General features: G+C 63.6%; 8 protein-coding genes and 1 pseudogene. 6 read left to right on the plus strand and 3 right to left on the minus strand.

Annotated features, from left to right (window positions below; genetic code table 11):
• Positions 1-3 precede the first annotated feature (3 nt).
• Positions 4-294: a nucleotidyltransferase family protein gene (locus RQP54_RS18850; protein WP_315680042.1), complete on the plus strand. Its 291-nt coding sequence runs from the start codon at positions 4-6 to the stop codon at positions 292-294.
• Positions 291-665, plus strand: coding sequence for a DUF86 domain-containing protein (locus tag RQP54_RS18855; protein WP_315680043.1), 375 nt, complete (start codon positions 291-293; stop codon positions 663-665). Before RQP54_RS18850 ends, RQP54_RS18855 begins: the two co-directional genes overlap by 4 nt.
• Before the next feature lie 345 nt (positions 666-1010).
• Here the strand turns inward: RQP54_RS18855 and RQP54_RS18860 are convergent, their stop codons facing one another.
• The 3 genes from RQP54_RS18860 to RQP54_RS18870 form a co-directional block, all read right to left on the minus strand.
• On the minus strand, positions 1011-1715 hold the full coding sequence (locus tag RQP54_RS18860) for a hypothetical protein (RefSeq protein ID WP_315680044.1): 705 nt from the start codon (positions 1713-1715) through the stop codon (positions 1011-1013).
• Positions 1716-2225: 510 nt separating this feature from the next.
• A complete protein-coding gene (locus RQP54_RS18865) occupies positions 2226-4040 on the minus strand; it encodes a cation acetate symporter (RefSeq protein ID WP_315680045.1) in 1815 nt (604 codons plus the stop codon).
• Positions 4037-4345 (minus strand): DUF485 domain-containing protein, encoded by a 309-nt coding sequence (locus RQP54_RS18870; protein WP_315680047.1) that lies wholly within the window; start codon positions 4343-4345, stop codon positions 4037-4039. Before RQP54_RS18870 ends, RQP54_RS18865 begins: the two co-directional genes overlap by 4 nt.
• A 387-nt stretch (positions 4346-4732) precedes the next feature.
• On the opposite strand from RQP54_RS18870, the gene RQP54_RS18875 reads away from it, so the two are divergent.
• The 4 genes and pseudogenes from RQP54_RS18875 (at position 4733) to RQP54_RS18895 (ending at position 13758) form a co-directional block, all read left to right on the plus strand.
• Positions 4733-6493, plus strand: a complete 1761-nt coding sequence (locus RQP54_RS18875) for an MFS transporter (protein WP_315680048.1) — start codon at positions 4733-4735, stop codon at positions 6491-6493.
• A gap of 105 nt (positions 6494-6598) precedes the next feature.
• A complete protein-coding gene (locus RQP54_RS18880; protein WP_315680050.1) occupies positions 6599-6793 on the plus strand; it encodes a hypothetical protein in 195 nt (64 codons plus the stop codon).
• Between the two features lie 105 nt (positions 6794-6898).
• On the plus strand, positions 6899-7390 hold the full coding sequence (locus RQP54_RS18885) for a hypothetical protein (RefSeq protein WP_315680051.1): 492 nt from the start codon (positions 6899-6901) through the stop codon (positions 7388-7390).
• 150 nt (positions 7391-7540) lie between these two features.
• Positions 7541-13758: pseudogene (locus tag RQP54_RS18895) on the plus strand (excinuclease ABC subunit A).
• Positions 13759-13782 lie beyond the last annotated feature (24 nt).

The following is a 13782-nucleotide window of genomic DNA, read 5'->3' on the forward strand; positions in this document are numbered from 1 at the left end:
CCCATGAAGCCGTCCATGGCGCTGCAAGCAAACCGTGCTGCCATCCGTGCCGTGGTGGAGCGTCACCGCGCACGCAACGTCCGGGTTTTTGGCTCCGTGCTTCGCGGTGAGGACCAGGACGGTAGTGACCTGGATATCCTGATCGACCCGACGCCTGAAACGACGATGTTCGATATTGGGGCGATTCGGCATGAATTGTTGCAGCTGCTTGGCGTGCCCGTCGATGTACTGACCCCGAATGCCCTTCCGGACTCCTTTCGAGCCCAGGTCATAACGGAGGCACGCCCGGTATGACCCGTGACGCCCAGCGCTTGGTCGATTACCTGGGGCACATTCTGGAAGCGATTGAGCGCATCGAGCATTACGTTGCCGACATGGACGAAATGGGTTTTTTGGGCAACAAACTCGTCCAGGACGCGGTGATTCGCAACTTCGAGATCCTGGGCGAGGCGAGCAACAATATCGAGAAGCGCTTTCCCGAGTTCGTGGCTGCGCATCCGGAGTTGCCGCTAGCTTCCGCATACCAGATGCGCAACGCCCTCGCACATGGCTACTTCAAGGTGGATTTCGAAATTCTTTGGAAGACCATCCATCGCGAACTGCCTGGTCTGCACGCACAGATCCGCGAGGCGCGAGCCGCGTTGGATGGAGCTGGGGCTCCGTGAGCGGGGTGCGGGCCTGAATTGTCGAAGCCTTTGCTTGGTGCGCGCAGCGCTGCAGGCCGGGTCTCGGCATGGCGGGCGAGGCATGTCGGGATGTGCGCCCGACAGCGCACTCACTTTCTCGAAACCCGCAAAGCGGGTTTTCTCTTGCTCGCCAATGGCGTGCTATGCACGCGGAGCTTGCTCACTTCGCGCAGCGAAGTTACGCAAGCACCAAAGTAAGCAAAGAGAAGGCGAGCCGGATGCGTCGGCCCTGCGGGCTCACTGCGTTGCTCGCGCGGGGCGGGAGGCGCGCAAACTCGCCTGCGGCTCAAACAGCGCGCGCCTCTTCATCCGCCCCACCCTGCGCTACTCGACTCCGCATGACGGCGTGGGATACCCCACGTGCCTTCCCTCATCACTGAGCAGGGACATTTCTTGAAGGAGTTCCGAAGGTCGAACAATCCTCACACTACTAGCAATCTTGCTTTTGGCGAAAACTCGTTGCAATTTGAAGTCAAGTGTGAGAAGGAACGAGCACGTGGCAACTTCTGCACTCCAAAGATGAAACGCATCTAGCAGTTGATTCCGATTGGGTGGCTTTGTTGCGCCCTGATAAGCCCCACACGCGCGCTGAAGTTCTTGGAAACGGGCATTTCGGATACCTGTAAGAAATCGCATTTGTTCTTCTGCGCCATTGATGCTCCCGCCCCCCATGACACGCGCATAGGCAAACGGGATGTCAGCAAGCACCCGGATCGGCGCACCATAGAATTTGCCGGCTTCGCTATCTAAGTTTGGCAAGCCCCACGTTTCATACAGTCCTTCCGCCGTTTGAACGAAGTTGAGGGTTCCGATCTTGCCAGCTTGCGCTACTTCGGGAAGCAAGTCTGCTTCCGAGCGGAGCTCTGCGTTCATGATGTGATCATTTGGATTGATCGTTACGTTGTCGTGGACGACTGTCTGAATGCTCAAGGGTCCCCATTGGAGTTGAATCTCCCGCGGTTTAAATCGGCGCAGCTCGGTCGCAGCGAACTTCAGAACGTTACTGTCGATGTAGACAAGCGTTGACATGCAGGTTGCTTTGATTTCTATGAATTCATGAATGTCGGCTTGCGCAAATAAGAAATACCAAACTCAAACAATACCACTCGCGCCGAGCGAAGCGATGGCGCGTGACCCTCCCACATCCCCTTCTGGCTGCGCCGAGGAGCGCAGCAGGCGCTGGGTCAAGGGGCGCGCGCTGTTTGAGCCGAAGGCGAGTTTGCGCGACCCCCAGCGGCTGCGAGTACCGCAGGTTGCCCGGAGCGTAGCGGAGGGACGCAGACAGTGCGGTCGCCTTCTCTTTGCCTTCTTTCTTTTGGCGAAGCAAGAGAAAGAAGGTCGCCCGCCGGGGCGAGACCCGGCCTGCAGCGCCGCAAGCGCAAACACCGCGTCCCAAAGAAGCCAAGTGCCATTTCAGCCCGCAGCCCTCAAAAAAATTGCGTAACCAGCTACATAATCCATAGCGCCAATAAAAAACCGGGCAGCAGCCCGGTTCTCTGTGGAAGTGGCCGCACAAGGCAGCCAAAGTGCAAGTCAGCCTCAGTGGCCAGACGCTCCAGACGCGCCGTACCCCGTTTCCGACCGCACTTGCTGCGCCGCAAAGGCCGCCCGCTCCTGGGCCGCATTGGCGCTGCGGTCGAGGATGGAGAACAGCCACACGCCCACGAAGCCGATGGTCATGGAGAACAGCGCTGGTGAGCTGTACGGGAACCAGGCCGAGCCCTTGGGGTAACCCAGGGTTGCTTCCCACACCGAGGGGCTCACGATGGTCAAGCCCACGGAGGAGATCAGGCCCAGGAAGCCGCCGATGACGGCACCCTTGGTGGTGCAGTCTTTCCACAGCACGGACATGAACAGCACCGGGAAGTTGGCGGAGGCCGCGATGGCGAAGGCCAGCGACACCATGAAGGCGATGTTCTGCTTCTCGAACGCGATACCGAGGGCCACGGCAATCACACCCAGCGACAGGGTGGTGATGCGCGACACCTTGAGTTCGGCAGCCGAGTCGGCCTTGCCGCCCTTGATGACGGTGGCGTAGATGTCGTGCGACACGGCCGATGCACCGGAGAGCGTGAGGCCTGCCACCACGGCCAGGATGGTGGCGAAGGCCACGGCCGAGATGAAGCCGAAGAACACGTTGCCGCCGACGGCCTTGGCCACCAGCACCGCTGCCATGTTGGCCGAGCCGCCGCCGCCCTTGATGATGCCCTTGGCCGTGTCGGCAAACTCGGGGTTGGTCAGCACCAGGGTGATGGCGCCGAAGCCGATGATGAAGATCAGCACGTAGAAGTAGCCGATCCAGGTGGTGGCCCACAGCACCGACTTGCGGGCTTCCTTCGCATCCGGCACGGTGAAGAAGCGCATGAGGATGTGGGGCAGGCCGGCGGTACCGAACATCAGCGCCATGCCGAAGGAGATGGCGGAGATCGGGTCCTTGATGAAGCCGCCCGGGCCCATGATGGACAGGCCGGTCTTGGCGGGGTCCATGGCGTTGGCCTTGGCCAGTTCGGCGGCTGCCGCTGCGGCAGCATCCGGCGTGGCGGCCGCCGCAGCGGCCGCGGTGGCCGCGGCAATGGCGGCTTCCTTGGCGTTGCCCGCGATCAGGCTTTTCACTTCCACGCCCTTGGCGAACAGGGCCTCGGGGCTGAAGCCGAACTGCGACAGCACCATGAAGGCCATGAAGGACACGCCGGCGAGCAGCATGACGGCCTTGATGATCTGCACCCAGGTGGTGGCAGTCATGCCGCCGAACAGAACGTACACCATCATCAGCGCGCCGACGATGACCACGGCCATCCAGTAGTCCAGACCGAACAGCAGCTTGATGAGCGAACCGGCACCCACCATCTGCGCGATCAGGTAGAAAGCCACGACCACCAGCGTGCCGGAGGCCGCGAAGATGCGGATGGGCTTTTGCTGGAAGCGGTAGCCGGCCACGTCGGCAAAGGTGAACTTGCCCAGGTTTCGCAGGCGCTCGGCCATCAGGAACGTGATGACGGGCCAGCCCACCAGGAAGCCGATGGAGTAGATCAGGCCGTCATAGCCCGAAGCCATCACGGAGGCGGAAATGCCCAGGAAGGAGGCCGCCGACATGTAGTCGCCGGCAATGGCCAGGCCGTTCTGGAAGCCGGTGATGCCGCCACCGGCGGTGTAGAAGTCCGCAGCCGACTTGGTCTTGGCGGCGGCCCACTTGGTGATGTACAGCGTGGCCAGCACGAACACGCTGAACATGACGATGGCAGTCCAGTTGGTGGCCTGCTTTTCCACCTGGCCCAGGTCGCCACCGGCGGCAAAGGCTGCGCCCGCGGTCAGGCTGGCCAGCAGGGCCAGTGCGAGGGATTTGAAATGCTTCATTTGTTCACGTCCTTCAGGATCTCGGCGGTCAGGTCGTCAAACTCGCTGTTGGCGCGGCGCACGTAGATGGCCGTGATGACGATGGTGAAGATGATCACGCCCATGCCGAGGGGAACGCCCACGGTAGTCACACCGGAACCGATGGGGGTGGCCAGGAACGGCTTGTTGAACGCGATGAGGGCGATGTAGCCGTAATACACGACCAGCATCAGGATCGTCAGCAGCCAACCGAAGCTGCTGCGCTTGGCGCGCAGTTGCCGGTACTTGGGATGGCTCTGGATCTTGTCTACCACGGGGTCACTCATGGGAAGTCCTTCTGGGTTGTTGAATGGAGAGAAAGGTGCCTGCGCTAGCAAAACAATTGCATTCTGTAAATCCGTTCTGACCCACCCCTTACGTAATACCGGCGTAAGTATTTGCTATGGATCTGGAAGCGCTTGGTGCGGTGCCGGTTGCAATTTCCAACCTATCGGAAACCCTTAGGACTTGAGCTGCCTCAAGTCCCCAAAACCCCAAGATTTTTCACAACAAGAAATGGGCTCTAGGGGTAAGTGCTAGGCCTGTAAGCACGCATTCAGATTGGGTGACGCGCGCCCCTGAATCACGTCAGAAACGCGTCAGTGGCGACTTTGATAGTTCGCCCCAAGTCCTGTTGGAACGGACCCATAACCATTTTTTAGGAGACACAGACTATGGCAACTGCAGCCGCACGTCCGATGACCGCCGAAGAAAAGAAAGTGATCTTTGCTTCGTCGCTCGGTACGGTTTTTGAGTGGTACGACTTCTACCTGTACGGTTCCTTGGCGGCCATCATCGCCAAGCAATTCTTCAGCGGTCTTGACGAAGGCTCGGCCTTCATCTTCGCGCTGCTGGCATTTGCTGCCGGCTTCATCGTGCGCCCCTTCGGCGCACTGGTGTTCGGCCGCCTGGGCGACATGATCGGACGCAAGTACACCTTCCTGGTGACCATCCTGATCATGGGTCTGTCGACCTTCATCGTGGGTATCCTGCCCAACTACGCTTCCATCGGCGTGGCCGCTCCGGTCATCCTGATCGGCCTGCGCTTGCTGCAGGGCCTGGCCCTCGGCGGTGAATACGGTGGTGCCGCCACCTACGTGGCCGAACATGCCCCCCAGGGCAAGCGCGGTGCCTACACTGCCTGGATCCAGACCACCGCCACCCTGGGCCTGTTCCTGTCGCTGATGGTGATTCTGGGTACCCGTACTGCCATCGGTGAAGACGCCTTTGCCGATTGGGGCTGGCGTGTGCCGTTCATCGTGTCCATCCTGCTGTTGGGCATCTCGGTGTACATCCGCCTGAGCATGAACGAATCGCCTGCCTTCCAGAAGATGAAGGCCGAGGGCAAGACCTCCAAGGCGCCCCTGTCCGAGTCCTTCGGCCAGTGGAAGAACCTCAAGATCGTGATTCTGGCCCTGATCGGTCTGACCGCTGGCCAGGCCGTGGTCTGGTACTCCGGCCAGTTCTATGCCCTGTTCTTCCTGACCCAGGCCCTGAAGGTGGACGGCGCTACCGCCAACATCATGGTCGCGATCTCGCTGATCATCGGCACACCGTTCTTCATCGTGTTCGGTTCGCTGTCCGACAAGATCGGCCGCAAGCCCATCATCCTGGCGGGCTGTCTGCTGGCTGCCGTGACCTACTTCCCGGTGTTCCGCGCCCTGACCGAAGCCGCCAATCCGGACCTGGCCAAGGCCCAAGCCGCCGCCAAGGTGACCGTGACCGCCGACCCGGCCGAGTGCTCGTTCCAGTTCAACCCCACCGGCACCAAGAAGTTCACTTCCAGCTGCGACATCGCCAAGCAGCGTTTGGCCGGTGCTTCCGTGTCCTACGAGAACGTGGCTGCTCCTGCCGGCACCCCTGCCGTCATCAAGGTCGGTGAGACTGTGGTGAACGTGAAGTACAGCGCCGAAGACATCGCCGCAGCCAAGGCCAAGGCCGAAGCCAAGGTGGCTGAGCTCTCCGCTGCCAACCCCGTCGACCAGAAGGCTGTGGACGCTGCCAAGAAGACCGTGGCTGACCTCAGCAACGAGAAGACCGCCGGTGGTGCCCTGCTGGGTGCCAACCTGAGCGCCGCCCTGAAGGCTGCAGGCTACCCTGCCAAGGCTGACATGGCCAAGTTCGACAAGGTCAAGGTCATCATCATCCTCACCTACCTGGTGATCCTGGTGACCATGGTGTACGGCCCCATTGCCGCCATGCTGGTGGAAATGTTCCCGACCCGCATCCGTTACACCTCCATGTCCTTGCCCTACCACATCGGTAACGGCTGGTTCGGCGGCCTGCTGCCCACCACCGCCTTCGCGATCGTGGCCCAGACCGGCAACATGTACAACGGCCTGTGGTACCCCATCATCATCGCGGCTGCTACCGTGGTGATCGGTGGCCTGTTCATCAAGGAAACCAAGGACGTGGACATCTACGCCAACGACTGATTCGAGTTCAAGTGAGTGAACGGTGCCTGCGGTACAGTGGTACCCAGGCACATTGACAGGCCCTCTCCCCCAGGGGGCCTTTTTTCTTAGTGAAGGAAGATGGGTATGTGGAAAATTGCATTGGGTTTTGTCGTGTTTGCCGGCTTGGCTTTGTTCATCCTGATGAAGAGCGGCGGCGACATCGACATGAGCGGCGAGAAGCATGGCGCTGAAGCCACACACGCCGAACCCGCCAAGGCAGCGCCTGCCGCAGCGTCGGCACCTGCCGCTGCTGCCCCTGCGTCGGCTGCCAGCCAGTGACCGGATCGTGACCCCGGCCATGGCTGGGGTCTGCCCTAGTAGGCACCGGCCTGTGGGCGGGTTCTAATGCCCCGTTGTGATGGTTTTCTTTCGTTGGTCCACCGCATGAAATACACCAAGACCGATGCCGGGCAGCTGGCGTTCAAGCAACGTTCGCCACAGATCTCGGCGCGCCAGCGCTCCATGTTCATCCTGTTCGACGGCAACAAGACCGCCGAGCAGGTGCTGGCCGCCACGGCGGGCATGGGCGGGTGCCAGGCCGACATCGATGCCCTGGTCGAGAACGGCTTCCTGGCATTGCTGCCGGGCTCCGACAAGGCGGCCAAGTCCGCCGGATCTGCCCCCGCCGCACCTGCCGATGCCTCGCCTGCTGAAGAGGCTTCTGCTGCCTCTGGCCGCTCCGACCAGGAGCGCTACCTCGAAGGCATGAAAGTGGCCACCCAGATTACCTCGGCCTTGGGGCTGCGCGGGTTCCGGTTGAACCTCTCGGTCGAGGCCGCGGGCAACGTGAAAGACCTGCTCGAACTGCTGCCCAAGATCGAGGCGGCCGCAGGGGCAGAAGCCTGCAAGCCGCTGCGCGCTGCGCTCAAGGGCTAAGACGCACCGCGCGGCACGGGCCGCAGCAGCCCGGTCGGCCCAACGGGCGTTGATATACTGGATGTTTGTACAGCTTGTGCATGACCTTGGGATTCCCGGGGCCATGCGCCTGTCACTACCATCTTCGCTCCCTTTCTGGCCGACCGTACCATGACACAAGGCACCATCCGCATCCGCGGAGCGCGACAACACAACCTCAAGAACCTCGACCTCGACATCCGCACGGGGGAGCTTACGGTCGTCACCGGCCCCAGCGGCTCGGGCAAGTCCAGCCTGGTGTTCGATACCCTGTACGCCGAAGGTCAGCGCCGCTACGTCGAAACTTTTTCCGCCTACGCCCGCCAGTTCCTCGACCGCATGGACAAGCCGGCGGTCGACCGGGTGGACGGCGTGCCGCCAGCCATTGCCATCGACCAGACCAACCCGGTGCGCTCCAGCCGCTCCACCGTGGGCACGATGACGGAGCTCAACGACCACATCAAGCTGCTCTATGCCCGCGCCGCCAACCTGTTCGACCGCGACACCGCCGAGCCGGTGCAGCACGACACGGCGCAGAGCATCTACGCCGAGTTGCTGCGCCGGGCGAAACAGGAAGACGATCCGAGGTTGGTACTGACCTTCCCGGTCGAACTGCCCGCCGGTACCACGGGGGAGGAAGTGCAGCAGTGGCTGCTGGCCAGCGGCTTTACCCGGGTGCAGGCCGAGCGCGAACTCACGCGCACCCTCACCACGCCCGAGAAGGGCAAGACCAAGGCGGAAACCGTCACCGTCAAGGTGCTCGACGTGGTAGCAGACCGCTTCCGCATCGCCAACGTGGAGCAGGCCCGCGCGCTGGAGGCCATCGAGGTGGCCCTGAAGCGCGGCAGTGGTCGGCTCAACGTCTATGTGCAAAAAGAGGCTGTATCCCAGGAAAATGCTGCGCAGGCAGCTACAGAAAGCATAGCGACTGCCGAGCCCACCATCTGGCGCTTCTCCACGGGATTGCACTGCCCGCACAGTGACCTGCGCTACGCCGACCCGGTGCCCAGCATGTTCAGCTTCAACTCGGCCGTGGGCGCCTGCGAAGCTTGCCGCGGCTTCGGGCGCGTGGTGGGTGTGGACTACGGCCTGGTCATTCCCAACGACAAGCTCACGCTGCGTGCCGGAGCCATCAAGCCCATGCAGACCCCGGCCTGGGCCGAGTGCCAGGATGACCTGATGCGCCATGCCGAGGCCGCAGGCATTCCGCGCGACACGCCCTGGTACAAGCTCACACCAGAGCAGAAACACTGGGTGCTCAAGGGTTCGCCGCATTGGAATGGCAAGTGGAACCAGCAGTGGTACGGCGTGGACCGCTTCTTCGAGTACCTGGAGAGCAAGGCCTACAAGATGCACATCCGCGTGCTGCTGTCCAAGTACCGCAGCTACACCGAGTGCCCCACCTGCGGCGGTGCGCGGCTGAAGACCGAGAGCCTGCTGTGGCGGGTCGGCACCAAGGCGCAGGCCGATGCCGTGTTGGCGCCTTCCAAGCGCTTCATGCCTTCCGGGGTGAAGTGGTCGCGGGATCAGCTGGAGGCGCTGCCGGGGCTGTGTCTGCATGACCTGATGTTGCTGCCGCTGGATCGGCTCAAACGGTTCTTTGATTCGCTGGATGTTGGTGAAGCTTTTGTGGAACTCGCTGCGGGGGAGTCGGGTACGCCGACGGTTTTGAACGCCCTCAGCGTCCAGCAGACGTGGGGGTGGGGGCTGGGGCCGATTTCTGCTCGCAGCATGAGGCCCCGGCCCCCACCCCTGCGGCTGCGGGTCAAGGCACGAATGCGCCTTCCAAATCGGAGGCCGATGCCAAAACCCTGAAGCTGCTGTTGGATGAAATCCGCACCCGACTCAAATACCTCAGCGAAGTCGGCATCGGCTACCTCACGCTCGACCGCCAGAGCCGCACCCTCAGTGGCGGCGAAGTGCAGCGCATCAACCTCACCACCGCGCTGGGCACCTCGCTGGTCAACACCTTGTTCGTGCTGGACGAGCCCAGCATTGGCCTGCACCCGCGCGACATGAACCGCATCGTGCAGGCCATGCAGCGCCTGCGCGACGCGGGCAACACCCTGGTGGTGGTGGAGCACGACCCGGCCGTCATGCTCGCTGCCGACCGCATGATCGACATGGGCCCCGGCCCCGGCGAGCGCGGCGGCAGCATCGTGTTCGACGGCACCACCGAAGCCCTGAAACGCACCGATACCCTCACCGGCGCCTACCTCGGCGGGCGCAAGCAGGTGGGCATGGGTTTCAAGCGCCTGGTCAACGACAGCACCCCGAAGCTCATTCTGGAGGGCGCGCGCGAGCACAACCTGCAGAACGTGTCGATCAGCCTGCCGCTGAACCGCCTGGTCTGCGTCACGGGCGTCAGCGGCTCGGGCAAGTCCACCCTGGTGCAAGATGTGCTGGCCCCGGCGCTCCTGCGCCACTTCGGCAAGGCTACCGAAACCCCAGGCGCGTTCGACCGCCTGCTGGGGGCCGAGCAGTTGAGCGACGTGGTGTTTGTGGACCAGTCGCCCATCGGCAAGACGGCGCGCTCCAACCCCGTGAGCTACGTCGGTGCCTGGGACGCGATCCGCGAACTGTTTGCCACCGCGCCCCTGTCCAAGGAGCGCAGCTACACCGCCAGCAAGTTCAGCTTCAACAGCGGCGACGGTCGCTGCCCCACCTGCGGCGGCTCGGGCTTCGAACACATTGAAATGCAGTTCCTCAGCGACGTCTACCTGCGCTGCCCCGACTGCGACGGCAAACGTTACCGCCCCGAAATTCTGGAAGTGACCATCGAGCGCGGTGGCCGGGCCTTGAACGTGGCCGATGTGCTGGACCTCACGGTGTCGGAGGCGGCGCAGCTTTTCAAGGAAGACCGCGAGGTCATCCGGGTACTGCAACCCATCGTGGATGTGGGGCTGGAGTACGTGAAGCTGGGCCAGCCCGTTCCCACGCTCAGCGGTGGCGAAGCGCAACGCCTCAAGCTCGCGGGCTTCCTGGCCGAAGCGGCCAAGTCGGCCACGGCCAGCAAGCAGGCGCTGGCGAAGAAGGGCTCGCTCTTCATGCTCGACGAGCCCACCACGGGCCTGCACTTCGACGACATTGCCAAGCTCATGCGCGCGCTGCGCAAGCTGGTGGATGCCGGGCACTCTCTGCTGGTCATCGAACACAACCTCGACGTCATCCGCGCAGCAGACTGGCTGCTGGACCTCGGCCCCGAGGGCGGTGACGCCGGTGGATTGCTGGTGGCCCAGGGCACGCCCGAAGAGGTAATGCTGCACGCCACCTCCCACACCGGCCAGGCGCTGCGTGACTACGCGGCGGCCATGGGCGTGGTGCATGCGGTGTCGGAGGCCCGTCCGGCGTATGGGGCTTTGGTGGAACACGCTGCGGGGACTACGGTGACGCCGGGTTCCTCATACGGCCAGCCGAAATCGTCACCCGGCGCAACCGCATCCCCCGCGGGCCGCAGTGCGCCAACGGTCTCGACAATTCACTCCACAAGCACTACCACCGCCACTTCAGGGGCCAGGGCGGGGGTGGGCGACGATTTCTGCCCGCAGCATGAGGAGTCCGCCCCCGCCCTGGCCCCGCACCACCAGGCCGCAGCAAACGACTGTATTCAGATCGTCAATGCCAAGGAACACAACCTCAAATCCTTGTCTGTCGACATTCCGCGCGGTAAGTTCAGCGTGGTCACCGGCGTGTCGGGTTCGGGCAAGTCCACGCTGGCGTTCGACATCCTGTTCAACGAAGGCCAGCGCCGCTACCTGGAAAGCCTCAATGCCTACGCCCGCTCCATCGTGCAGCCCGCAGGCCGCCCCGAGGTGGACGCGGTGTACGGCATTCCGCCCACCGTGGCCATCGAGCAGCGCCTCTCAAGGGGCGGACGCAAGTCCACCGTGGGCACCACCACCGAAGTCTGGCACTTCCTGCGCCTGCTGTATGTGAAGCTCGGCACCCAGCACTGCGTGCACGACGGCACGCCGGTGCAGCCGCAAAGCGCCGACAGCATTGCCGCGCAGCTGATGAAGACCTACCGCGGCCAGCACATCGGGCTGCTCGCGCCTCTGGTGCAGGGCCGCAAGGGCGTCTACACCGAGCTGGCCGACTGGGCACGTCCGCGTGGCTACACCCACCTGCGCGTGGACGGCAACTTCCTGCCCACCACGGGCTTTCCGCGCATCGACCGATTCAAGGAACACAACATCGAGCTGCCCGTGGCCAGCCTCGACGTCCGCCCGGAAAACGAAGCGGCGCTCCGCGAGGCCCTGAGCACTGCGCTGACACACGGTAAAGGCGTGGTGCAGGTGCTCTCCAGCCTGGAGGGCTTGGCCGAGGCCATGGCCGCGGGTGGCCCCACCGCCCACATCGGCCACCTGCACGCCTTCTCCACCAAGCGCGCCTGTCCGCTGTGCGCCACCAGCTATGCCGAGCTCGACCCGCGCCTGTTCTCCTACAACAGCAAGCACGGTTGGTGCCCCGACTGCGTGGGCACGGGCGTGGCCCTGACCAAGGAACAGCGCAAGGTGTTCGACGACTCGGTCAAGGACGACACCAACGGCCGCGAGCAGACCTTTGCCGAAGCCGATGTGGAAGACCTGCACGACGTAACCTGCCCCACCTGCCAGGGCACACGCCTGAACGCCACGGCCCGCGCGGTGAAATTCGCCGGGGTTGGCATCACCGACATTGCGCGGCTGTCGGTCAGTGACGTGCGCCAGTGGGTGCAAAGCCTGCAGCTAGAAGGTGGCATGACGGCCCGCGAGGCCGACATCGCCCGCGACCTGGTGCCCGAAATCCGCAGCCGCCTGGAGTTTCTGGAAGAAGTGGGTCTGGGCTACCTCACGCTCGACCGTGGTGCGCCCACGCTGTCCGGTGGCGAGTCGCAGCGCATCCGCCTCGCTGCCCAGCTGGGCAGCAACCTGCAGGGCGTGTGCTACGTGCTCGACGAGCCTACCATCGGCCTGCATGCGCGGGATAACCAGATTCTGCTGGGTGCCTTGCAGCAACTGAGCGACAAGGGCAACACCCTGGTGGTGGTGGAGCACGACGAAGACACCATCCGCCACGCCGACCACATCATCGACATCGGCCCCAGCGCGGGCAAGCGCGGCGGGCGCCTGGTGGCGCAGGGCACGCTGGCGGAGGTGCAGGCCGCACCCGAATCGCGCACCGGGCGCTACCTGCTGCACGCCATGCGCCATCCGCTGGCGGATAGGCGCGCCGTAGTTGCTATGGATTCGGTAGCTGCTCACGCACATTCTGCGAGGGCTGAAGGCCAAAACGGCGCTGAAACCTTGCCGTTCCTGACGGTCCACGCCGCCACGCTGCACAACCTGCAAAGCGTCACGGCCCAGGTGCCGCTCAAGCGCTTGGTGGCGATCACTGGCGTGTCTGGCTCGGGCAAATCCACGCTGGCGCGCGATGTGCTGCTGGCCAATGTGCAGACCGCCGTGCACAAGCGCTCGACCAAGGCCGGGCGCGACGCGCTCGATGCCGGCGAGACCATTGCCTGGCAGGGCTGCGACGGAGTGAGTGGTTTCGAGGCCGTGGACCGCGTGCTCGAAGTGGACCAGACCCCCATCGGCAAGACCCCGCGCTCCTGCCCGGCCACCTACATCGGTTTCTGGGACACCATCCGCAAGCTCTTTGCTGAAACGCTGGAAGCCAAGGCGCGCGGCTACAGCGCCAGCCGCTTCAGCTTCAATACGGGCGACGGCCGCTGCCCGAGCTGCGAAGGGCAGGGCATGCGCACCATCGGCATGAGCTTCCTGCCCGATGTGAAGGTCATCTGCGAAACCTGCCACGGCGCGCGCTTCAACCCCGAAACCCTGGCCGTCACCTGGCGCGGCAAGAGCATTGGCGATGTGCTGCAGATGGAAGTGGACGAGGCCGTGGACTTCTTCGCCAGCATGCCCAGCATTGCCCACCCGCTGCAATTGCTCAAGGACGTGGGGCTGGGCTACCTCACGCTGGGCCAGCCCTCACCGACGCTCAGCGGCGGTGAGGCGCAGCGCATCAAGCTCGTGACCGAACTGAGCAAGGTGCGCGATGAAATCGGCAAACGTGGCCAAAAGGCCCCGCACACGCTCTACGTGCTCGACGAGCCCACCGTGGGCCTGCACATGAGCGATGTGGAAAAGCTCATCCATGTGCTGCACCGGCTGGTCAACGGCGGCCACAGCGTGGTCGTCATCGAACACGACCTGGACGTCATCGCCGAAGCCGACTGGGTGCTCGACCTGGGCCCTGAAGGCGGCAACGGCGGCGGACGCATCGTGGCGGCAGGTACGCCCGAAGAGCTGGTGCGGCTGGGTACGCACACGGGGCGGGCGCTAGCCGGAGTGTTGTCCAGGCAGTGATGGTCCAGGGCGCCACGTTGGGCG

This window comes from Curvibacter sp. APW13 (genome assembly GCF_032337135.1).
GTDB lineage: Bacteria > Pseudomonadota > Gammaproteobacteria > Burkholderiales > Burkholderiaceae_C > Allorhodoferax.